Genomic DNA, 21,881 nt, shown 5'->3' with positions numbered 1-21,881 from the left:
CGGCGCAACTCAGCGTCTGTGGTGATGGCAATCTCCCGGCTGTTCGCTCACAGCTTCAAGCCTGAGGCGCGGCGGCGATGGCTTCAGCCAGGTCTTCGTACTCTTCGCAGGTGGTGCTGCACAACGCCTTGATCTTCACCAGTTGCTCCTGGGCCAGGTCCACACGGCCCTTGATAACGTAGGCTTCCCCCAGGTACTCACGGACTTGTGCGTAGTTGGGGTCCAGTGCCACGGACTTCAGGTAGTAGCTGATGCCTTCATCGGTGCGCCCCAGTTTGCGGGTGGCGTAGCCGCGGTAGTTCAGGGCCTTGGCGGTGTTCGGGTTGTGCAGGGTGTCGAGCAGTGACAGGGCTTCTTCGTAACGCCCGTCCTTGGCCAGGCGGTAGGCGTAGTCGGTGCGGTCGGCGTCCGACGTGGCCTTGCTGGTTTGCAGCACGCACTTGCCAGTCTTGGTATCCCAGACCTGGCCTTTGGGGCAGTTGGGCTTGGGCGGCGCCGATTCGTCACCGGAGGCATGGGCCTGGCCGGCCAATAGCGCGGCGGCCATACAGGCGCCAAAGAACAAAGCGGTGCGGTAACCAACGGCGTGCTCGGGACGATTCTTCATGGCATTCATGCTCCGTAACGATAGGGAAAGTACAGCAGCAAACTCAGTAGGGAAGATCGCCACGATGGGCCGGCAGCATGCGGCGCAACGTGCTGTCGCGCTGGATGTAGTGATGCCACAGCGCGGCGCAGGCATGCAGCCCGGCGAGTACGATGATCGCCCAGGCGACATTGTTGTGCAGGCCACCCAGGGTGCCTCGCAATTCGTGATCGATCACAAAAGGCGCTGGCACCGGGAACAGTCCGAAAAAGTTGAAGGGCTCGCCCTGGGCCCAGCGGAACAGGAAGCCCAGGGTCACCTGCGTCAGTAACAACAGGTATAGACAGCCGTGGGCGATTTTGGCGGCCACGTTAAGCGCAGGGTGATTGTCGGCCTTTGGGTGATTGCCGCCGAACACACGCCAGAGGATACGTGCAGCGATCAGCACCGCCATGGCGATGCCCAGGGAGATATGGACCGATTGCAGGCCCTTGCGCAGTGGCGTGCCTTTTTCCAGGTTTTTCCCAGACGTGGGCGCTGGCGAACATGAAGATCACCAGGGCGGCGGTCAGCCAGTGGAAGGTGCGGGTCAGGCGGTCGTAGCGGTCGGCGGGATTGTTCATGGGCGTTTCCTGAGTGGTCTGTGTGATGAACACCGCAGCAGGAAAACTTATTCAGAGGGATGGAAAATTTACAGATTAGACTTGTTTATTTTCCAACCCCGCATCCTTGGTCAAAATATGCGAACTAAATGCTAGAAACTCATCCAGGTGTTTTGTAATGATCGCTACAGTAATCGGCAATTGAAGCGTCTGGTACTCGTGAACAGCAATGTTACGGAACCCGACCATGTTCTTCAGGTTGGTCAGCAACGCAGGATTGACCCAACCGCCCTGACATAACAACTCAAACACGTCACGAGCTCCTTGTGGAACACCCAGGCGCTCACGACGAATCAAGTGCTGGCCCATGTCCAGCGCTGCCTCACAGGCACGCTGAATATTCAAAATCGCCGCATCCTGGCGCGTGAAATCGGTGGTGAAGCTGGTGGGATCCTTATCGTATTCCTGACGGGCGCGCGCAACGCAACGCTCAATACTGGCTGCTTTATTGATGAGAACATCATCGACCATAAACTTTCCCTTCCTTCTGGATATCCGCCAACAACTCAGCCCTTGCCGTGTCCAGCGCGGTTTTTTCGCTCAGGACGTAGCTCTCGAATAGACCCGCCTGGACGTTCCCGGACCAGAGCCGACGCCCAGTGGTCAATACTTGGTATTGCATTACCGTTGAGGCTGCGCGCAAATCAAGCAAGTCGACGGGAACTCCAACGATATCGGCCAACTCCCCGGAAAGCTGCCATAGCAATAAAGGCTCGACCACTCCCGCAGAAAGGACCGCAACATCCAGATCACTCTCACTACCTGCCTCACCCGTCACTTGGCTACCGAACACATACACAGCCAATAGCTCGGGAACTTCAGCCTGCAAATGCGCCAGTACTTTTTTAAAATTCATGACCGATGTCCGAAGCGCCAATTAACGAAGACCGTAGCAGAATTCATTATGCAGTTTCTGACTGAAAGCAAAAAACCCCCGACAACATTGAAGTTATCGGGGGTTTTTCATTTTTCAATAATGGCGGAGAGATAGGGATTCGAACCCCTTCCTGCCCGCTTACAGGCCGCTTAAGGCCAGTAAAAACGATGATATCCCCTCCCTCACTTGGCGTGAGGCGGACCCAAGCGGCCCCGTTTATGCCCTAATTATGCCCTAAGCTCATGCAGCTCGTCGCCTGAAATTCCACAAACGGCAAACCTCGATTACTGTTTGTACATACAGTATTTGAGTTTCACGCTATGAACGTAGACATGGACACCGATGATTGGCTCCGTTGCCCCACTCCACTAGAGATGTACCAGCACCAGTGCGCGATCCTCGCAGATGAGCTGGTGGAGACCGAGCGTATGCTGCGTCGAGCGCGGGCGAATATCGCCGGGCTGTTGCAGATGAATGACCTGCTGATGGCAGGCAAGGCGGATGCAGAAGAGAGGTTGGCAGCGGCTGAAGAAAAGATCGGCATGCTGGAACAGCAGTACTCGTTTGCCTCAGTGCAAAGCGTGAAGATTATTACCGGGCAGCGAGACCATTTGCTCAGAGAGAATCAGCGACTGCTGGTCGAGCTTAGCGTTTACAAGCAGCCATTAGCCTAACTCTTCGGCATATGCAGCAACCGCCTCTTCGCCCAGCTCGCGCCATTCACCTTCGTTGATCAGCCTCTGTTGCTTGAGGTCGTCAGCCAGGGCCAGCCGCGTTTCGTAGCGCTCCTCAGGCGTGGCCGATATGAAGGTTGGATCGTTGCGCAGCGCAAACCACGCCTCCATTGCGTTCACCTGATCAATGTTGATCGCCATGACGAATACCTCGGGCCAATGTCTACAGTGTAGAGATTGGCCGGGGACCGGCTGTTCATCGGCGCCGACGAGCGGAGAAACTTATGTGCGGGAGACTTTCGCAGTACCGGGGAATCCACGACTTCGTTGCGGCACTGAGCATGCCCAATGCCCTGGCGAACTCCGTCGGTGAGCTGCCGCTGGAACGATACAACGTGGCGCCGTCCACCCAGGTTGCCCTGCTCCACCTGCAGGGCGATCTGCTGCATGCCGACCTGGTGCGCTGGGGGTGGCGACCGCACTGGGCCAAGGATCGCGCTGCACCGATCAACGCCCGCGTCGAAAAGGTGGCCCACGGCCCGTTCTTCCGGGCGATATGGCCGCACCGGGCGATCACGCCGGGCGACAACTGGTTTGAGTGGGTGGACGAAGGTGGCCCGAAGAAGCAGCCGTACCTGATCCGTCGGCGGGATGGCGCGCCAGTGCTGTGTGCTGCCATTGGCCAACTGCCCGATAGCGATGAAGGCCCGGGCGAGCATGACGGATTTGTGATCATCACCGCTGACAGCGCCGGCGGCATGGTGGATATCCATGACCGCCGCCCTGTGGTGCTGACTCCAGACCTGGCCAGGGAATGGTTGGACCCAGCCACGCCCAAGGAGCGAGCAGAACAGATGGTGCTACACCAGGGCGAACCGGCCGAGACTTTCGAGTGGTTCAAGGTCGACACGGCCGTGGGCAACGTCCGGAACAAGGGGCCCAACCTGATAGTGCCTGCCCCCTAAAACAGCCCGCCGAGGTCTGAGGGCTTCCAATTCATGATCACAAGCTCGCCACTGACGTCGGCTTTACCCTGCCGCTGATTGGTGTTGGTGTACCGAATGTCTAACACTTCGAAGTGGAACCCTTCAAATACACACCGGATGTCAGGGTGGTCGTTGATGCTCACCATCACCTTGCCTTTACAACGGCGCATGAAGTCGGCCATCCGCTCATAGTTTTCGAATGGAAAGTCCACCCCATAGCCTGCTGTCTGCCAGTACGGTGGGTCCATGTAGTGGAAAGTGTGCGGTCGATCGTAGCGCTCGGCGCATTCAAGCCACCCCAAGTTTTCGACATAGGTTCCGGAGAGGCGCTGCCAGGCTGCGGAAAGGTTCTCTTCAATCCGTAACAGGTTGATAGCCGGCCCAGTAGTGGCCGTGCCGAAGGTCTGGCCGCTGACCTTCCCGGCAAATGCATGGTGCTGCAGGTAGAAAAACCGGGCAGCCCGCTGAATATCGGTAAGCGTTTCCGGCCGAGTCATCTTCTGCCACTCAAATACCTGCCTGGAGCTGAGAGCCCATTTGAACTGGCGGACGAACTCTTCCAGGTGGTTCTGCACCACCCGATACAACGTCACCAGGTCGCCATTGATATCGTTGAGGACTTCAACTGGTGCAGCCTGGGGCCGCATGAAGTAGAGCGCCGCGCCGCCAGCGAAAACTTCAACGTAGCATTCATGTGGAGGGAAGAGAGGAATCAGACGGTCAGCCAGGCGGCGCTTGCCACCCATCCATGGAACGATTGGGTTTGTCATTTTTGCAATCCTTTGCAAGGTGAGTGTTCATTGGGGGGGGATAATTTTCGCGACCTGGAATGTAGGTCAGGGCGCAATGGTACTGACATAGGCCTGGCACGCCCGCAGCGCGATCAATCCTTGGTCGCCTGCGTCGGTGATGCCGATAATTCGTTGAGCATGCGCTGGGTCAAGTTGGGCTCGACGGGCTGCATGAACCACGCCGACGGTACCGGGGGTGGCAGGCACGTCGCAGCCACTGGCTGAATCCGTGGCTTCGATAAGGACTGACAGCCGGACATCAGCAGTGGCAAGGCGATCGCGCAGAGCAGCCTGCTTGCGTTGTTCATTGGAAAGCTCCAGGGAGTGTTGTTTGTCTGCGGCGGCTAATTGCTGCTCGGTGGCCAGGCGCTTGTCTTGATCGGCGCGAGCCTGGGCGGTAGCAGCATTGCGGATCGCGTCGAGGTCCGTCTGGAACTGCCCCGCCTGCTCTGCCAGCTTTCCGTCATACCGCCAGTCCTGCACCTGCCAGGCGGCGCCGAAGCTCACGGCCATAGTCAGCAGGATCAGCGCCACCAGGCTGGCCAGCTTCTGTACCGGTGTCATGCCATCACCTTCAGCGCCACCTTGTACAACGCCTGGCGGTCGGCCAGTCCGTTGATGCCGCCATTGATTCGGCGAGTGATCTTCAGGAAATCGCTCTGGTCAGCGAGGGTGTTCAGCCCCTGGGAGGACCAGAACCACGCCGCCGACATTGCGGCGTGCTGCGGCTGCTCGAGCAGCTCAGGCTTATTGACCAGGTCCAGGCCCAACGCATCGCCGCACGCCGCATAGTTCGCCCGGCCGGTGACTTGGATCAGGCCACGGCCACGGTACTTGGAGCCGTCCCCCTTTTCGGTGTTGCCCAGATCGGAGCGCCCTTCGTAATCTGCCTGTTGCGCTGTTGGCCCCCACAACTCTTTCAGCCAGCGGAACTGTCCTGACTCGTGTCCGATCTGGGCTATGAATGCAGCAATGCGTAGTCGGGTGACGATTCCATATTTCGTCATTGCCACGTTTAACACAGGAACAAAAACGCCGGCTTGGCGGCCGGCGTTGGGAAGGATCAGCAGCAACTGCTGCGCATTGATGGGCATTGATAATCTCCTAGAAAATCTTGTCAGCGGTGGTTGATTTGGTTCACTGCGACTGAGCTTTGTAAGTGGGGCGCTCCCCCATGAATAATTTCAATCTCACTCTTAATCTACTTCGTTTGGCTGAAACCATTTAGAATTACCGGCTACCTGCAAAACTTTCGAAAAACAAGGAACCCTTGATGCAACGGATCGCCTTCGCGAACGCCTTACGGGGCATCGCCGCCCTCTGCGTAGTCATCGCCCATTACATCCTGATGTTCAACTACATCCGTGGTGAATTCGGCGGACTGCCGGCGCTCGCAGAAAAACCGTTCCCGACTTGGATGATCAGTATCTTCAACCCGCTCAACAACCTGAATATGGGTGCGTTCGGCGTTGCCCTGTTCTTCCTGATCAGCGGCCTGGTGATTCCTATCTCTATCGCAAGCCTGCAAGGCAAGTCGTTTGGAAAAACAAAGTTCGTGATTGGCCGGCTGTTCCGGATCTGGCCAACCTACATTGTCGGACTGCTGATCACCCTCGGCGCGCTTGAGGTTGCGGCCCGATACATGGGCTACACGACCTCGTACACGGCGCCGCAAGTCCTGACTCAGATGTCGTTGTTCCGCGATTGGTTCGGCAGTTCGGTACCGCTGGATGGTGTGGTGTGGACGCTTGAGGTCGAAATCAAGTTCTACCTTGTAGTGCTACTGTGCTGGTCGATGATTGGCCGGGGCAAGCTTCTCCCGATATTCGCACTCGGGCTGGCCACCGTGGCCGCAGCGAATCTTTACCCGGGAAACCATAATCCTGTCGGCCCGCTCGCCGCGTTCGTCTTCCCGATCAAGTACATCTTTTTCATGACGATCGGCGTGGCCTACAACTATCACTTCCGTGGCATGCTGAGTCTTGAGCGACTGTTTGCCATTGCGGTAGGGGCGCTTTGCGTCTTCGGTTACAGTTGCTATACGGAAGGATGGCTGGTCGAGGTGATCGTTTCCTACTTTGCTGCGTTCGCACTATTCACGGCCTTCTACCTCCTGGCTCGCGACTGGAACGGGGGCCCTGTGTTCGACTTCCTAGCGAACATAAGCTACCCGCTTTATGCCTGTCATGGCGCGTTCGGTATCGTCGGCATCCGCATCATGATTGACCAGGGCATCGGCCCCATCCCGGCGCTGATCATTCAAACAGCAATAACGTTACTGCTGTCTTGGGTCATCCACAAGGCTGTTGAAAATCCGACTCACATCCTCGGCAAGCGGATAGCGAAATCAATCGGCAGAGACCAGAAATAAATATCGCTCACAAAAAAGCCCGCCATCGAGCGGGCTTTTTTTATCTAAAAATCAAGAAAAAGGTATTGGCTCAACCATGTAGCAATCAACAGAGTCCGAGGTGATCACGGTATCAAGGTTGATGGGCGATGCAGTCCGTGGGCGAAGGAAACCAGAGCGGATGGACGCAGTGTAAACCCCAACGTTCACGGTATTGAGCCGCGCACGAGCGTTCACGGATACCGTATCGATGCTGTAGTTCATGGCCTGGCCGGCGCCGCAACGCTCACCGCCCGAGTTGATGATTCTGGTACCGTCCTGGCCCTCAACAACGACACCCCACGCGTTTTGCTCTGGGCCAATGCCAGGCTCAGTGCCCGTGCAATAGCTGTTAATGATGGTGTTGTACTCGCCGCCGTTGTCCAGCAGCAGCATGCAGCGACCACGCCAATCAACCGAGGTAATATTTTCAATTACGCAGTGCTGAGCGTAATGCAGGTGCACACCAACGCCACAGTTGCCCGTGAACTCAAGGTTCCGGATGTACACGTTTTTGATGGGCGTAGCCTTGGCAACAATGGCGCCCTGAGGGTGGTCACGCTTGATTACTCGGTTGAGGATCAAGGAATTGGCTGTCACAAAGATGACCTGGCGAACTTCCATTGGCCCATCAAGTGGCAGAGGCATTACGGGGAAGTTTGTGGAAGCATCAGAGATGACGATCCACTCACCATTTGTGTATTTGGATGTGTCAGCTACAAAGATTTGCGTCTGATTAACCCCCGCCGGTGAAGTCAGGTAGCTTGCGGGCAGCACCCGCCCCTCATAGTCAAACGCTGCATAGCTTGGGTCGTTCGGCTCGACGGGATTACGGCCAACACCTGAGGCGTCAATCGTGACCTTTTCGATACCGGGTGCCGGCTCGATGATCTGCCCACTGTAGGGCCAATAGTCGTCCCGGTTCAAAAGGACCGTAGTGCCAATTGGGCACTTAGTGCCATTGATTTGAATCCATCGGTAACCAGCCTTCATGAGCGCTTGGATGCGCGGTCCATTATCGGCGGTAGGATTAGGGGTGAAAACGTAAGGTTGGTCTAGGTAGATAGGCATATCGGTCTCTTAGTATGGTTAGGTGCAACGCCAATAATACTGTATATCCATACAGTTTAAAATCAGAAAAACGCTCTTGACACATTTTGTTTAAAATTAGAAAGGCCTCGGGAACATCTTGATTGCCCCCAAGGCGATGCTGTCACGTCGCACTCAATCCCAATACTCCAGCCGTGTTGCCTGTGCGATTCACAATTTTTAACTTGGAAGAAATTCCGCTAAGCGGAGCGCCCGCTGTGATGCTGTCGAGAGAGAGCATCCCATCAATGAGCGATATTCTATTGAGAACGGCACCAGAATCCTTACCTTCGAAGGCCTGGGTCGGACCAGTGATATGGTTCATCAAACTAGTCACAACAGAATTTCCAAATGCGTAAATGCCGTATGCGCCAGTAGATATCGCACGAATGCCCTGCACGAATACTTCGGAAGTACCGGTCGCAACTACTCCGAAACTTCCGCCTAACAAGTTGGTACCGGAAACGACCGAGCAGCCTGTGCAATCGCCTTGAAACTGAATACAGGCATTTGCTGGACTTGTAATCTGCGCCTTAATGGTAACTCTTCTAGCACTATCCACCAAAATCCCCTGCGTTGATGCATTTCGGACAGAAACATCGAGTTCAAGGCCATCCACGCGTCCGGTACCGGTCCTTCGAACGTTAACGCCTGGTCCGAGGTAGTTGGTTACCCCAACCATGGTTAATCCTTTTACTTTGCTGTCGACAAGATCGCCAGAACCGAATACCCCGATCTGAACTCCACCTGTAACGACCGCAGACCAATCCTCACCTACCAAGCCATTTATGTAATTACCATACTTATTAGTTGAGGTAGCGTTAGTGATTGCACCGATTACGCCACAACGCATAGAAACGCAGCCAACAATCCCACTATAGGAACAGCTCTCCAGAACGTGACCAGTGTCATTGCAGTCCATTGCGACATTACCAGTATTTACTGAATGACTTGAACTGCAGAAGAAGCCGTCAGCAGCCTTGCCCGGCACACCACAGTTGAGTGCAGCGCAGTTAGTGGTGTTCACGCGAGTACCACCACCAGCGGTGGATATTCCAATCCCAGGAATCCCGCCCCCACCGATAGCATTAATACCCTTGACTTCGGTTAATTGGCAGTCAGTACAATTAATCAAATTTACGCCGACCGTACGTGTAGTTAAAACGGCTTCGCGCCCTGCCTTGTTCGCATCAGCAGTAAAACCATAAAACTCTAAGCCCTTTCTATTTCTTGCCGAAACAGTGTATTCAAAGTTAGCGCCATCCATAGCTTTGATCGTCGCCGCCTTGGTTTCAGCATGAAGTCGCAAGTAATCTACCGGAATTTCAATTGGTCGACTTACCACTGACACGCCTGACCACACGACTTTCTTACCCTTAGAAACAGGTAACAACCGATCCCAAGCATCAGCGTCGTCGGTTACTTCGTCCTCTTTTCCGCCAGCCATTTTTAAGGAGTACGCATCGGCGTGCTTAAGTCGCCACCTGCCGCCATCATGAGCTTCCACGACTGTGAAATCGTTACCTACCGTAGTCGTATCAGTCCCGTCGAGGTGATACCGACTATTGATTACGCCAGCACCTGGGCTGTACTCCAGCACTTCAGCATAGGGCGACCCCAACTTCGACAAAGTTTTAAGCTCAGCGATGGTGTCAACTTGCCGGTAAACCCGACCGACCCCGGCAGAGCCCTTTCGCGAGTCGACAGGATTGGCTAACTCCTGCCGGAGGGCCATATCGCCCACCGCCCTCAGCTTGGTATTGTCAGTCGCCCACGCGCCGGTCAGAGTCAGGGGCAACTCTGCTTGATTAATAACGCTGTAGAGTTCGCCTGAGCGTTGGACCAGTTGTCTGGGTCGCTGAATTACTGCGCCTGCGGCGTAGGGTAGAAATACGCTCTCGTACCCAGAATTCATTAATAACTGGTCAAACTTTAGCTTGGCGTCGACAAGTACCTGGTCAATTTCATGTCGAACCTGTTCGACCGCTGTTGCTACATCCAGCGTAGAAATATCAAGCAACATGGGGGCAACATATCCATATCGACTAATTCGAATATCGATACGATCTGTAGTTGAGTAAAAGAAAACCCGAGCGTTTGCGTCTGCAGAGAATGGGTTTTGGAGTGGCACGGTACCCGTCGAATCCGAAAATAAGGTGGCGCGTTCCTGCGAGCCGTGGACAAACACATCCACAGATGCATTAGGCAATAGAGCACCATCTTCGGCCCGGGCGGCAAAGAACTGAATAGGCTGCATAGTTATTCTCGATGGAGTATTAAGAAAACCTCAGGAGCAATGACAATCCGCCCCATGTATAAACCAATGCAGCAACCAATCAACTTCCTCCAGGCAATAGATCACCGTCTGCTACCAACAAGGAGAGCAAGCTAATAAGCTGCTTAGTTAACTACTCTTAAGTATTTAAAGTAATTTCCGGAGCAAAATTCAGCTGTGAGCGAACGCTGCTCCAGGTATCAAACGCTGCAGCCCGCAAGTAATAAGTTGTTCCCGGAGCCAAGCCGGTGATCTGGCCAGTCTCTGAGGCACCCTGATAACCGATGGTGCCCGTGATCGTGGGATCGAACCCCGCCGTGGTTGCATAAACGAACATGTAGCCAGCCCTGTCAGCTGCGGCACTAGTGTTACAACGGACATTCGCGGTGGTCCCGCTCACCATAGCCGCGGTGCCGGTGACGGCCAGAGGCGCGGTGTTTACCACCACAAGGGCAGAAACAGGGGCATTACCGGCCGTATTTCGCTCAATGATTTCAATCCGGTAGCTGCGTACCAGCGGTCCATCGACTAGTGCATCTGCCAACTGGTAAGTGAAGGTGGTGGCGGTGGTGGCAACCTCACGAAGCAAGCCGTTCGTGCCGGCGTTGCGGATCCTGACCAGCCGATCTGCAGCATGCGCCCCTGCCGTCCAACCGACGGTGAAGTAAGGTGCCTCAAAGGCCCCCACCAACTGAACCCCTTGGGCAGCGCCAGGTACAACTCGCACTGGCGACAATGTGATGCTGTAGGGCGTCACATCGGCCAAGTCCTCTGAGGCACGGCCGAACACGTTGAATGAGCGGAACTTAACCCACACCGTTTTTCCAATTTGATCGGTGGTGTAGGTGTATTTCCAGATCGCGTCATCAAGCCGCACAAACTGCGCGTCAACGGGATGGTCGGAGACAGACGAACCAAGGCGGCCACGACGCAAGTACTGCAAGTTATAGGCGCCCGGCCCCGTGAGGGCAGCGTCCCGGTAGCTGATCAACTCGCCATCGATCCAACACAAGGTGGCACCGCTATCGGCCTCAGCGGTGGTCGCCGCCGTCAATTGATCGGCAACCGAGAGCTTTACCGACAAGGTGTTGACCGTATCCGGATCCCCACCAGGTGGTAACGGCGCTGTGAGCCGGCCGATACGGGAGCGACCGTAAACGGTCTCAACCATTCGATAGCTGTCACCATCGGCGCTGATCCAGATATCACAGCCGCCCCACGACTCACCGGCGCCGGCGACCGCACCCCACACCTGAGTCTCCCCTGGCAACAGTAGGCTTTCTGGTGGGTTGAAGATAATCGGCGGCAGCACTGGCCCAGGTGCAGCGTTCTGATTGCCTTGGTAACCGGTCTTGCTCTGCACTGGATAATTTGGTGCGCTGCCCGTCCCCAGCAACGCATCCTCGGCCACAACCGCGAGCTTGCCGTCTTCATCTTCCTCGACCGAGATCAAGCGGACCAGGCGGCGGTCAAGCTTCAACGCCGGCTCGGTGATCGTGACTAGATCCATCGGCTCAAGCAGCACATGCTGCCAGCCCAGGGAAAAATGGTATTCGTTGCGGATATACAGCTTGCGCTGCACCAGCAGCTGCGCCGAGTGCGACGCAATGGCCGTATTGCAGATCTCGTACGCCTTGATGGTGTCCATCGGCTTGGACCCGAACTGCTCGATGGCAGCCTGATCCGGTGCGCGCACCACGTCCGTGTTGTACTCGTGATCGCGATCGAGGATCTCCAGCGACACTTCGTTGTAGCTGTCGGCCTGGCTCTTGATCTTCAGCTGGACCGGTGGCTCGCCCTCTTCCGTCAAAAAGTCATCATCCGTGAGGTGCGCCACGGGCGTGACATTCGGATACCAGGTCACACCGTTACCGGTGACCACCTGATCACCAAATGGGATCACCTTCATTTTGCCGGCTGACCAGATCACCTCGCTGTTGGTCAGTTGCAACCAGCGCGTGATGGCTTCGCTGCACGGGGCTTGCTCATCCAATACCGGGCTGAGCAACAGGTTCTCGGCCAGGCAGTAATCCCGGTAACTGCTCAGGTCATCAATCCAACGCGGATCAAAGCCTATGCCGTCCAGCGGATCCAGCAGTAGCCCGGGCAGAAAGAGCCCCGGGTTGGCGTCGGGCAAGCCTGGCACCTGGTAGGGACCATCAACCTCAAAGGTGTGGTTCTGCACGCCGGCGTTATCGTTGAGCAGGTAGCGCGCGGCGTAAACGTACGACGTGTCCGAATAGGCGATCGCCTCGGTCGGGTGCTTTGTCTCAAGGTACCCCCAGACCTGCTGGTCTGCAGTGCCCGGCATAAAGCTGAATCCGATCTGTGCCAGCGCTGACTGCGTGACGCCATCGACAACCTTGTCGGCAAAGACCTCCTTGTCACGAAAGATCCGCCGCACCGAGCTGAGCTGGCCCCGGCCGATACCGAGGATGATCGCCGCATAGTAGGTATAGGTGGTGTCTTTCTGTGTGGCCCCGCCGCCGCCCTTCCCGCCGGTCTTGGTCTTGGTGGTCTTTGCGACCGCATCGAAGTCGGTGTAGTAGATCAGGTTGGGACTGATGCGGTTGCGGCCGGCAATCCAGGCGATGGGTTTGCCACTGGCACTGCTCTGGATCTGCAGCGCGTTGATGCGTGTTGCGCTGTTGGAAATTGAACTACTGCTCCCTCCCCCCATCACTGCCTCCAAAACTATTGAGTGTGTAATAACGCACCGGCCTGCTGGCCAGTCGCTCTTCGCGCATATTGGCCACCTCCACACCAATATCTAAAAAGGCGTGAATGACGCGGTGTTCATCAATGATCACTGCCCCATGGCTGTAGGTGCGGCCAAACTTCCAGATGGCGACGTCGCCGGGTTGCGGGGTTTCGACTTCGCGCCCGTACTCTTCCAGCCAGCTCAGGTACAGCTCCTTGCTGCGGTGCAGATGCCAGTCTTGGGCATAGGCGCCAGGATCGATCCAGGGGAGAAGGCCGACGGCGTGATACACCTCGATCAGCAACCAGGCGCAGTCCACGCCAACGCCCAGCAGGTGCTGACGGTGCTGATAAGGTGTCCTGAGCCAGCGCCTCGCCTGGACAATGACAGCTTCGCGCTGCTGCAGCTCCAGCTCGGTCATACGGAGGTCTCCGCCACGGGGATAAAGGGCATGCCGCGATAACGCCCGCGGTTGCCGAACTTGTTGGTGCAGGCGTCCAGCGTGCGCGGGCAACCGGGATAAATCAGGAATTGATCCCCCGGCTGTGGCTCAGCCGGCAGCCCGAGAATCACCGTGACGGCACCGTCAGCCGTCTGGCGACGGACAGTGCGCGAAACGCCGGCATTGCCGCCGTTTACGAACCGGATCACGCCTTGGTCAAACCAACCGTTTTCAGCGCCGATATCGGTACGAATGCGCAGACCGCTCGTGGCCTCCAGCACCGAACCCGCAGTTTCGAACAGAGAGCGATTAACGCCGCAATCGGCGCTGTAAACCGTCCGCAGGCACCCAGGCTGATAGACCCCCTTAGGCACCTTGGTATCGAGCAGCTCCATCGGTGATTTGACCGAGAACGTCGCCTGCTCGCGATCAGCAGGATCAACCTCGGCAACCCGCCCAATGAAGCGCAACACCGTACCAACCACTGGCGCCGCCCAATCGGGCATAAACGCCCGGGACAGGCTCAACGACGCACCATCGAAACCACCACCGGCGATGAACGCCAGAATCGGCTCCCCCAGCAAAGTGTCCTCAACGCCGGCGTAGAGGGTGACGCTCAGGGTATCGACCTCGACCCCTCGGACTGTGCGGATCCCGGTGCGCTTGAGCAGCGGCCCGGACGCCGAGTAGTTCGCACCGTCAGCGAACAACTGCACGCCGGCGTCGGTGTAACGCAGTACCTGGCCACTCGCCAGGGTGATGGTGTACAGATCGGCCATCACAAAGCTTCGGGCCGTGGCCAGAAACTGCCTCAACTCGGGACTGACATCGATCATGGTTTGATGCTCGTGAAAGAGACGTTTTTCATCTCCCAAATCCGCCCGAACGGCTGGGCGCCATCGAGCGAATCTGAGTCGTATGCACAGCGGAAAAAGAAGGCGCCAGTCCATTCCAGCGCCTGGCCCAATGCGGGCACTTGGTCGAAGGTGACCTGGCCGAGGGCATCGACGTTGTAGGCCGTCACAGACACTCCCGCGACGGTCAGCAGATCAATGTTGACCACCCCGTAAACGGGTTCGACCCACCCTTCAATGGCCCGCGTCAGCTGAAACGTTCGGGTAACCCCGTCGCCAAAGCCAAAGCGGTGCTTGGTCACCTGGTGATCGGTCCTGTCGAAATACAGAAAGTCCCCGAACTGCCCTTTGCGGCGATTGAAGAACGCCACCAGCCGCGACCATTCGTCCAGGCCGGGACGCTTGCGTACCGCGTTGTAGTTGATCTGGAACGTCCAGAAAGGCGCCGGGTAATACGCGGTGGTACGGCGCCGGCCGCTGGCTGACTTTTGCACCCCCGTGCTCCAGGCCGGGGATTTTTTGGCGAGGAACGTTTGCCCGGGCATATAGGGCAAAACATCCTCCGCCATAACACCGCGATCCGGTAAACCGGCAATCCAACGCGCTGGAAAAAATGGCCCGAGCAGCATGAATTCTCCTTATGCCTTGAGGGCACCGTTGCGCTGCAGCTTCTGCATTTCGAGAGCAAACACCCGTGCATTGCGCCGAATGTCCGCCGGCGTCAGTCGGCCGCTGCTGTCGTGATAGTGATAGCCACCGCCGCCACCGCCGCCCAACTGGCCATCGCCGTTTGCAGCCTGGCGAATCACGTTGGCGTACTGCTTGGGCAGAACCATTTCCTGCTCGTGGAGCTGGGTCATTGGGTTCACCCCGGCTGGAATGTCGTAGCCTCCTTCAGCAGAGGCCACGTTCTTGATGAGGCCGAATACGAACGCACCGGCAGCAACACCTGCAGCAACGCCCAACGCCGGCCCGATGATCGGAATTGCAGACATCGCGGCAAACGCACCCGCGATAGCCTGGTAAGCGCTGGAAATAATGTTGCTGATGGTGGCAGCACCCCAGACCGCCACGGACATCGCGGCGCCTCCGATCTCGGCTGCTGTTCGCAACCCGACGCCGGTTACGGTCGCTCCGGTTTTTGCCGTTTCACCGAACACCCATGCCATCAAAGGCTTGGTGACCATGTTTTCGACAAATGCCGTACCGACGCTGCCAAAAATCCCTTTCAGCAACCCCTGAGTACTCATGGTGCCGGTGAGGATCCCGTTCATTCCGCTCGACCAGCTGGACTGCAAACTCCCCATCATCCCGGTCCAGTTGCTCTGGGATTCCATGGTTTGCTGCCGGCTGAGCACGGCCAAGCTGTTGCGGTGGGTTTGCTCCAAAGCGAGGATCTGCTGCTGGACCTGCTGCAGGGCAACCGGGTTGCGGTCGGGATCCTGGTCCAGCAGCGCCTTGCGTTGCGCCAAGGCTTCAGCCTCGATCGCGTACCGCTGTTTTTCGAACTCTGCCTGAGACTGCAGCAACTGCCCCTGAGTGATCAGGTTGGCCTGCAGGTCCAGTTGGGCCATCTGTTCAGCATGTGCAACGTCGGTCAGCCGAGATTGCTTATCGGCGGCATATTCCTGTTGCTTCATGTTGGTGATTTGTTGCTGTTTCTCCCGCTCGATGGCGACCACCTCAGAAGCGGCCCTGCGGTATTCCTGACTGTCCTGGCCATAGAGCTGCCGGCTGCGCTCCAACGTCTGCTGAGCGATGTTCAGGCGTGCGTCCATGTTGTTGCGGTATTGCTGCGCCTGGGCCTGCAGATCGGCGAATGCCTGGCCTTCATCCTGACGACGCAATGACCCCAAGGCCGTCAGGTAATTGCGCTGAACACCCAGCCGTTCCTTGGCCGTCAGGTCTGTGCGCTTGAGGATCCCTTGCCAGTAATCCGCTTCTTGCTGCTGCGAGAATTGGAGAAACGTGCCCTGCTCGGCCTGCTGCTGAGCATGCGCGACCTTTTGCGCATCCAGCGCTTCGGACCATTCGCTGACTCGCGAGGTAACTTTGCCGGGCGTTGTAGCAGGGGTATCGGTTTTCTTCGGTGGCGTTGTCGTCTCCTCAACCTTTTTTCGATGCTCAATTGCGGCGGCATAGCCGGCTTCAAGCTTCGTCAACCGCGCAATTTCAAGTCCGTAGGGAGTTGGGCTGACCCTACCTTGCTGCGCCGGCTTGAAGAGAGCCGTATTGCCAGTGGCCGCCATCTGGGCAACCTTTCGCCGTTGTTCCTCAATGCGTGCGGAACGGGAGCTAATTCCCGCGTCGACCTCATCGATCTTGTTGGAGACGAGTTGCATGTTTTCCAGCAGCAGCCGCTCCTCTACCAATGCAGCTTCTAGCGGCGCCTTGCTACCGTTACCACGCGGGCCAGGCTTAAAGTCCTTGAGGATGGCCTCATAGCGAGCGACGTTTGCTGCGACCTCCTCGACGGTCGCCCCAACCCCGGACATCCCTTTCAACAGGTTGTTGAACCAACTCGCAGTTTCGGCGAGGCGCTTGTTCAGGCTGACAAAGACCGGTTCCAAAATCGTACCGATGGTGACTTGAAGTTCATTGCTTTTCGAGTCGAGGTCCGCTTGACTTCCGGTCAACCCCTCTGCTGCTTTCGCAGCGTTACCAACCTGCGCCTCCGTCTCTTTCATCACCCCGTTGTATTCAGCCGTGATCTTTTGAGAATCGGACAACTTGTCACGAGTAGTTCCGATACTTTTGGCGTATTCCTCCCACATTTTGGCAACGTTCTTTGTAACGCCTGCGTTGTCGACCAGCACCGAGTTTTCGTTCTTCAAGCCCTCAGTGGCCGTCACTACTGCCTCGGAAAGGCTGAGATTTGCCTGCCGGTTAAAAGCTGCAGCATCCTTCAGCCGCGTGATGACTCCCACAGCTTGATCAACGCTGTAACCTCGACTTAACAGGTTTTGCAGCGCCTTTGCCGAGTCACCTACGCTAATCAACCCATCAGCTGCCAACTTATTGGCTTCATCCATCGCACGACCGATCCCGACGCCCGCGTGGTTGGCCACAGCCTCAAGGCCACGATAAGCGGCCTGCTGCTGGATCGCTGCGTCCTTACTGTCACCGACGAGTTGCTTCACCTTAAAAGCACCCAGAGCAAACACGCCGATCAATCCAGCAGCAACGCTGGAAAGCCCACTCCGCATGATGGTACTGACGCCCCCTAAAGCATCATTTACTGCTGGGCCAAAACGGCTGAGTTGTGTTTGGCTACCCACCATCTCGGTATTGATGGCCCGTAGTTCACGACTGAAGGTCGTTCGCGCATCACGCATGTTCCGCTCAATACTTTCGATTGCGCGGTCGAAGCCTTGAGTGCCGGCAGTGAACTGATACGCAATATTTCTATCCATGCCGGAGCCTCATATCGTAAGTAATAAAAAACCCCGCCGAGGCGAGGTTTGTTGAAACGTTGAACTTGCTTAAGTCAAACCATTTGATAAATACGGTCAAATGTATCCGACGAGTATTCAACGCTATCGCGACCAGACTCTAGCCAGGCGCTACAAATGCATCCAGTGCCCCAAGCAGATGCTCAGGTAGTTCACTGCGCATATCTGCAGCCATTGCCGCTAAGTTGCTCGCCAGATCAGGTGCATCCGTGACGGCCTCTGCCGGTTTGTAGCCCATGTACCCGGCTACCAGCACATGCACGGGAGGATGGTGCCGCCAGTAGTCCGTCATATGGCCCACCATCACCATGTCCCAGTCACGCCGCAGCGTGACCGGGCTTTGTCCCGTACTGGCGATCAGGTGTGCGTAGAGCTGGCCCCAGTCAAAGGGGCCTGGCCTTCCCCCGGCTCTGGCTCCGTCACCTCCAGCCCCGACGCGCCCATCACAGCGTTGAGAGCTTCACGCATGTTGCCGAGGTCCAGCAGGCTGGCCACTTCCGAGCGCTCCATTTCGGGGTAGTTTCGACGAAGTGCTGCATGAGTAGCGTCGATCACGGTGGCGATACTGTCCTTGTCCAGGTTGCCGGCCATGACCCGGTTAATCCGGTCCAGCAACTGCTCCAGGTCGCCCAGCGTCAGCGGCGGAATAACCAGGGACTTACCCGGGAAGGGGAAGGCGACGCCTGGGATATTAACGACGGTCATTCGCTGGAACTCCAGTAAGCGACTTCGCCAAACTCGTCGGCATAGCCGGTGAATTCAAAGTCCGGGATGGTGTAGTCGTCCTGCTTGGTCGAAAGACTCAACTTATTGCTGACGAAGTTGGGCACGCGGACGTAGATAGACTTGCCCTTGTATTTCAGGTACAGCTCGCCCTGGAAGACCGGCATATCGCCCATCGGCAAGTTGCGCACCGAGAGGCTCTTGCCGGTGGCGACCGAATAGCGATAGTCGATAAACACCGGCACGCCAACGTCCACAGCGGCGAACGCGTATTCACCGGTACCAGCGTCAAAGGTGTATTCCCCCTTCGCCGGCGCCGCCAGAACACGGGTGAAGGGAGCTGCGCCACCGCCGCGAACACCCAGGTCACCCGACAGCACGCCGGTGCCAGGCGCGGTGACAATGATCTTGCCACCCACCGGAATGTCTTGGGGCGTGGTCGCATGGTGCACCAGCACCTGGCCGGGCTGCAGGGTTTGCCCGAACACCAGCGCGTTCATTTGCGACAGGCTGATCTGGGCGGCCTTGGCCTTGCCGGACAGCTTGCCCTGGCCACGCGCAGCATCGACGGCGAACTGCTCGCTACCAAACAACTCCTTGGAGTCGTACGACAGATCAACCGATGCTTCCTGCATGATGCCCAGCAGGATCGGGGTGGGTGACGCCAAGGCGTTGCCATAGGCGTCCATCAGCGGGGTGGCGTAAAACAACCCACTGCCGAATGCAATTTGCATAATTTATTCCTCAGTAATAGGTGGGGCCGGTGGTCAAGTCGCCGGTGTTGCACAAGTAGGTAAACCGATAACGAACCAGGCAGTTGCCAGCGGTGTTGTCCCCTTCGTCCTCGATCCAGTCGACGTAAAACCGCTGGACCCGATCGGCTTCCGGGAAAGCGTCCTCGGTGGCCAGCACCGCGTGCACGGCGACCTTCACAAGGTCAGCCACCTGGTCCCAGGCGTCTCCGGTCACAGTGTCTTCCCGGGCGATGATTTCCACCGTCAGTTCGAACTGGTTGCGGTCAACGGCAAAGCTTTCCCGTTCGGTGGTTTCGAGGCTGGGACGCAGCACGATCGCAGGCGTCATGTCGCGGGTGATCGCCTCGGTACGACTGCGGAAAACACGATCAGCCGCCGGCGTACCGGCAGCCTTGATCAGCGCCTGCGCCTTGGAGACGATGCGGTCTTGGATCGAGGGCATGGGTTAAACCTTGGTGAGAGAAGCCAGGCTGAAGGCGCCGTCATCGATCATCCGGCGGTCGCGGACCCGGTAGCACACGCCACCGACGGTGATCAGCTTCGAATTGTTGATGCCGAGGCGTTCAGCCTCGGCAGTGATGACAAGGATCTCGTAGCTGGTGGACTGGCTGTTGGTGCCTCCCATGCCGTGGATCTCATCCGGCATGTCACGCGCCGCCAGAAACGGCTCACCATCAACAATCCCGCCGACGTCGAAGTCCTCAAGGAAACCCCTGAGGTCTTCGTCAAGCATCGGGGTTCACCTTCGGCTTACGCCCACCATCGTTTGCCGGAGCCGGTGGGAGTTCGGCGACCACAACTTCCAACTGGTGGCGGAAGCGATCAGCCACATCGTCCGGCAGTTCGACCACATCACCTTGGCCGACCAAGGTGTTGTCTGGACGGCGGAAAGAGCCAGATTTCACGGTGTAGGATTTATTCGGCATCGCCGGTTCCTCCAGCTTTATCCACTTTCTCAAGCCGCTGATCCAGCGCCTTGTCCGGCTCACCGGGGATCACGATCACCTCCCCGACTTTGAACTGGACAGGCTCCAGAATGGTGTAGCGCCCCTTTTTCTTTTCGACCGGCTTCAGGCAGTGCTTTCGGGCGCCTGCCTGCGCGTCTGTCAGGATCAACTCACCACCGTAAAGGGTGATGGTCTCTGTCACGCGGTATTTCGGCATATCAGTGTCCTCGATGAGGTGGCAGGCCGACCGGCTTATGCCACCAGCTGGTTAAGGACCGCGTACTGCCAGCGACCAAAACCGACGTTGCGCCAGGTGTCGACACCGTATTGGTGAGCGTCGTTATCGAACTCGTATTCCGAGCCTTCCGCCTTCGCCTTCATGGCCACGTCGGTTTCCTGCTGGCGGATAAACGCTTTCAAACGGCCATCGGTACGCAGGGTCACGAACTTGTCCTGCCAGGTATTCAGTCGGACGTTGCCTACAACCCGAACCACAACGTTGTCGGGCATGACAATCTCGTTGATGTTCGTGCCGCGCGGAACACTCAAAGCTGACTGAGCAACGCTCAACAGGTTGAACGGCACCATCACCAGGAACTCGCGGGCCAGTTCGTTGATGGGTTCGCCCTGATCATCCTTGAGGCTGGTGAGCTGGGTCACAGAAAGGGCAACTGCCTGCTGGAATTCTTCGACACTCGGTCGAGTTGGCGTGCCATGAACAGCCGCGGCCAGCTCGGAAAGCTTGGTGGTGATTTTGTTCGACTGCACGCCGCTCTGGCCTTCTTCGTGGTCAACGTCGAAGAAGTACTGGCCGTCGTAGCAGACCTGGGTTTCGCCGTTGACCAGCAGTACCGAGAGCAGCTTGGCCCAGTGGGCATTCGTGCGGTCGGCCAGCTCACCGAGGCGGATCCGCAACTGCCCGGTCTTGTCGCGGCGCAGCTCCTTGACCAGAACCTCAATGGTTGCTTCGAAGTGCAGGTTTTCGATTTCGAGGTCAGCACCGATGAACCCTTTGGCATGACGGCCACCGATCCATTCACGCAGCGTCGGAACCATGCCGATCCACGGGTAGGTTTCTTTGGCCTGGTCGGAATCGAACAGGTTGGATACGGCGTCAATCCAAGTCGCCCCCACATTCTGTTCGAGCATTTCGTAAAACATGCCGATGACGGCACGGCTGGAAAGTACTTCAGCACCCATGGGTGATTCTCCTGAAGAAGGATACGGTCAAAAAAGGAAGGGTTTGGGTGTTGCGTTAAGGCGCGACGGGTACTGGCTGGGCGGCGAACTTGACGATGCCGATGCCAGAGCGGACAAAACGGTGAACATGGCCGACCAGGCTATTCCCGGCCGCTGTCAGCAGAAACGCGCCGCTGTCGCTGGCATAGACGCGCTTTCCGATATCGGCAAGTGCCAGAGCGGCGACGGGCAGTTCAATTTTGCCTTCTTCACGAAGGCGTACGCGCGCGGCCGCAGCGGCGCCGGTGCGATTGTCGACGCCGCGATCAGCGAAACCGACAAACAGATCACCAGCCGCCAGAGGGCGCGCCAAGCCACTGGCGGCGATGATGCCAACGGCCGAGCCTTCGAAGATCTGCACACCGGCGGCAACGGACAAGTCGTTGATGGTGCCGATCTCGTAGGCGCGGGGGGTATCGAGTGTAAGAGGCATGGGATT

25 protein-coding genes and 1 pseudogene are annotated in these 21,881 nt (G+C 57.3%); 3 read left to right on the top strand and 23 right to left on the bottom strand.

Translation table 11 applies throughout. The features are described 5' to 3' along the window. Positions 1–55: 55 nt before the first annotated feature. From QF039_RS03200 to QF039_RS03185, 4 genes and pseudogenes are all read right to left on the bottom strand, one after another. Positions 56–607, bottom strand: a complete 552-nt coding sequence (locus QF039_RS03200; RefSeq protein ID WP_003211945.1) for a tetratricopeptide repeat protein — start codon at positions 605–607, stop codon at positions 56–58. Between the two features lie 43 nt (positions 608–650). Continuing rightward, positions 651–1,209 (bottom strand): annotated as a pseudogene (locus QF039_RS03195) (cytochrome b). Positions 1,210–1,284: 75 nt separating this feature from the next. Beyond that, positions 1,285–1,719, bottom strand: a complete 435-nt coding sequence (locus QF039_RS03190) for a DUF86 domain-containing protein (RefSeq protein WP_003211948.1) — start codon at positions 1,717–1,719, stop codon at positions 1,285–1,287. Beyond that, positions 1,709–2,104 (bottom strand): nucleotidyltransferase domain-containing protein, encoded by a 396-nt coding sequence (locus QF039_RS03185; RefSeq protein WP_087692601.1) that lies wholly within the window; start codon positions 2,102–2,104, stop codon positions 1,709–1,711. Before QF039_RS03185 ends, QF039_RS03190 begins: the two co-directional genes overlap by 11 nt. 341 nt (positions 2,105–2,445) lie before the next feature. On the opposite strand from QF039_RS03185, the gene QF039_RS03180 reads away from it, so the two are divergent. Beyond that, a complete protein-coding gene (locus tag QF039_RS03180) occupies positions 2,446–2,799 on the top strand; it encodes a hypothetical protein (protein WP_307516902.1) in 354 nt (117 codons plus the stop codon). Here QF039_RS03180 and QF039_RS03175 read toward each other — a convergent pair. Further along, positions 2,791–3,000, bottom strand: a complete 210-nt coding sequence (locus QF039_RS03175; RefSeq protein ID WP_307516901.1) for a hypothetical protein — start codon at positions 2,998–3,000, stop codon at positions 2,791–2,793. The genes QF039_RS03180 and QF039_RS03175 overlap by 9 nt on opposite strands. Positions 3,001–3,083: 83 nt before the next feature. Here QF039_RS03175 and QF039_RS03170 point away from each other — a divergent pair, with 83 nt between their 5' ends. Next, a complete protein-coding gene (locus QF039_RS03170) occupies positions 3,084–3,764 on the top strand; it encodes an SOS response-associated peptidase family protein (RefSeq protein WP_307516899.1) in 681 nt (226 codons plus the stop codon). On the opposite strand, the gene QF039_RS03165 is transcribed toward QF039_RS03170, so the two are convergent. From QF039_RS03165 to QF039_RS03155, 3 genes are all read right to left on the bottom strand, one after another. Then, positions 3,761–4,555: a DNA adenine methylase gene (locus QF039_RS03165; protein WP_307516897.1), complete on the bottom strand. Its 795-nt coding sequence runs from the start codon at positions 4,553–4,555 to the stop codon at positions 3,761–3,763. The genes QF039_RS03170 and QF039_RS03165 overlap by 4 nt on opposite strands. Positions 4,556–4,621: 66 nt before the next feature. Next, the gene (locus tag QF039_RS03160) at positions 4,622–5,140 is read right to left on the bottom strand and encodes a lysis system i-spanin subunit Rz (RefSeq protein ID WP_307516896.1); all 519 of its coding nucleotides are present in this window, start codon (positions 5,138–5,140) and stop codon (positions 4,622–4,624) included. Then, positions 5,137–5,670 carry a glycoside hydrolase family 19 protein gene (locus tag QF039_RS03155; protein ID WP_307516895.1) on the bottom strand — a complete coding sequence of 178 codons (534 nt, stop codon included), beginning with the start codon at positions 5,668–5,670 and terminating at the stop codon, positions 5,137–5,139. Before QF039_RS03155 ends, QF039_RS03160 begins: the two co-directional genes overlap by 4 nt. A 179-nt stretch (positions 5,671–5,849) precedes the next feature. Between QF039_RS03155 and QF039_RS03150 the strand changes: the two genes are divergently transcribed. Beyond that, on the top strand, positions 5,850–6,947 hold the full coding sequence (locus QF039_RS03150) for an acyltransferase (RefSeq protein WP_307516894.1): 1,098 nt from the start codon (positions 5,850–5,852) through the stop codon (positions 6,945–6,947). Between the two features lie 51 nt (positions 6,948–6,998). Here the strand turns inward: QF039_RS03150 and QF039_RS03145 are convergent, their stop codons facing one another. From QF039_RS03145 to QF039_RS03075, 15 genes are all read right to left on the bottom strand, one after another. After that, the gene (locus QF039_RS03145; RefSeq protein WP_307516893.1) at positions 6,999–8,036 is read right to left on the bottom strand and encodes a right-handed parallel beta-helix repeat-containing protein; all 1,038 of its coding nucleotides are present in this window, start codon (positions 8,034–8,036) and stop codon (positions 6,999–7,001) included. Between the two features lie 142 nt (positions 8,037–8,178). After that, entirely contained in the window at positions 8,179–10,311 is a 2,133-nt protein-coding gene (locus tag QF039_RS03140; RefSeq protein WP_307516892.1) for a hypothetical protein, read from the bottom strand. Positions 10,312–10,468: 157 nt separating this feature from the next. Continuing rightward, positions 10,469–13,009, bottom strand: coding sequence for a phage tail protein (locus tag QF039_RS03135; RefSeq protein ID WP_307516891.1), 2,541 nt, complete (start codon positions 13,007–13,009; stop codon positions 10,469–10,471). Next, positions 12,990–13,451, bottom strand: coding sequence for an NlpC/P60 family protein (locus tag QF039_RS03130; protein WP_307516889.1), 462 nt, complete (start codon positions 13,449–13,451; stop codon positions 12,990–12,992). Before QF039_RS03130 ends, QF039_RS03135 begins: the two co-directional genes overlap by 20 nt. Continuing rightward, complete coding sequence (locus QF039_RS03125; RefSeq protein WP_307516887.1) at positions 13,448–14,308, bottom strand: DUF2163 domain-containing protein; 861 nt, start codon at positions 14,306–14,308, stop codon at positions 13,448–13,450. Before QF039_RS03125 ends, QF039_RS03130 begins: the two co-directional genes overlap by 4 nt. Continuing rightward, a complete protein-coding gene (locus QF039_RS03120; protein ID WP_284184557.1) occupies positions 14,305–14,955 on the bottom strand; it encodes a DUF2460 domain-containing protein in 651 nt (216 codons plus the stop codon). Before QF039_RS03120 ends, QF039_RS03125 begins: the two co-directional genes overlap by 4 nt. A 9-nt stretch (positions 14,956–14,964) precedes the next feature. Further along, positions 14,965–17,739 carry a hypothetical protein gene (locus QF039_RS03115; RefSeq protein ID WP_307516884.1) on the bottom strand — a complete coding sequence of 925 codons (2,775 nt, stop codon included), beginning with the start codon at positions 17,737–17,739 and terminating at the stop codon, positions 14,965–14,967. 396 nt (positions 17,740–18,135) lie between these two features. Continuing rightward, a complete protein-coding gene (locus QF039_RS03110) occupies positions 18,136–18,483 on the bottom strand; it encodes a hypothetical protein (protein WP_307516882.1) in 348 nt (115 codons plus the stop codon). Further along, complete coding sequence (locus tag QF039_RS03105) at positions 18,480–19,235, bottom strand: hypothetical protein (protein ID WP_307516879.1); 756 nt, start codon at positions 19,233–19,235, stop codon at positions 18,480–18,482. The genes QF039_RS03110 and QF039_RS03105 overlap by 4 nt, the downstream gene beginning before the upstream one ends. Positions 19,236–19,245: 10 nt before the next feature. Continuing rightward, positions 19,246–19,698: a hypothetical protein gene (locus QF039_RS03100; protein WP_307516877.1), complete on the bottom strand. Its 453-nt coding sequence runs from the start codon at positions 19,696–19,698 to the stop codon at positions 19,246–19,248. 3 nt (positions 19,699–19,701) lie between these two features. Further along, a complete protein-coding gene (locus QF039_RS03095; RefSeq protein WP_307516875.1) occupies positions 19,702–19,989 on the bottom strand; it encodes a hypothetical protein in 288 nt (95 codons plus the stop codon). Further along, positions 19,982–20,182 (bottom strand): hypothetical protein, encoded by a 201-nt coding sequence (locus tag QF039_RS03090; RefSeq protein WP_307516874.1) that lies wholly within the window; start codon positions 20,180–20,182, stop codon positions 19,982–19,984. The genes QF039_RS03095 and QF039_RS03090 overlap by 8 nt, the downstream gene beginning before the upstream one ends. After that, the gene (locus QF039_RS03085; RefSeq protein WP_307516872.1) at positions 20,172–20,420 is read right to left on the bottom strand and encodes a hypothetical protein; all 249 of its coding nucleotides are present in this window, start codon (positions 20,418–20,420) and stop codon (positions 20,172–20,174) included. Before QF039_RS03085 ends, QF039_RS03090 begins: the two co-directional genes overlap by 11 nt. Before the next feature lie 35 nt (positions 20,421–20,455). Continuing rightward, the gene (locus QF039_RS03080) at positions 20,456–21,403 is read right to left on the bottom strand and encodes a Mu-like prophage major head subunit gpT family protein (protein WP_307516870.1); all 948 of its coding nucleotides are present in this window, start codon (positions 21,401–21,403) and stop codon (positions 20,456–20,458) included. Positions 21,404–21,458: 55 nt separating this feature from the next. Next, entirely contained in the window at positions 21,459–21,875 is a 417-nt protein-coding gene (locus QF039_RS03075) for a hypothetical protein (protein WP_307516868.1), read from the bottom strand. Between the last annotated feature and the right edge of the window lie 6 nt (positions 21,876–21,881).

The organism is Pseudomonas sp. W2I6, assembly GCF_030815935.1.
Taxonomy (GTDB): domain Bacteria; phylum Pseudomonadota; class Gammaproteobacteria; order Pseudomonadales; family Pseudomonadaceae; genus Aquipseudomonas.
This window is presented reverse-complemented; position numbering and strand designations above follow the sequence as displayed.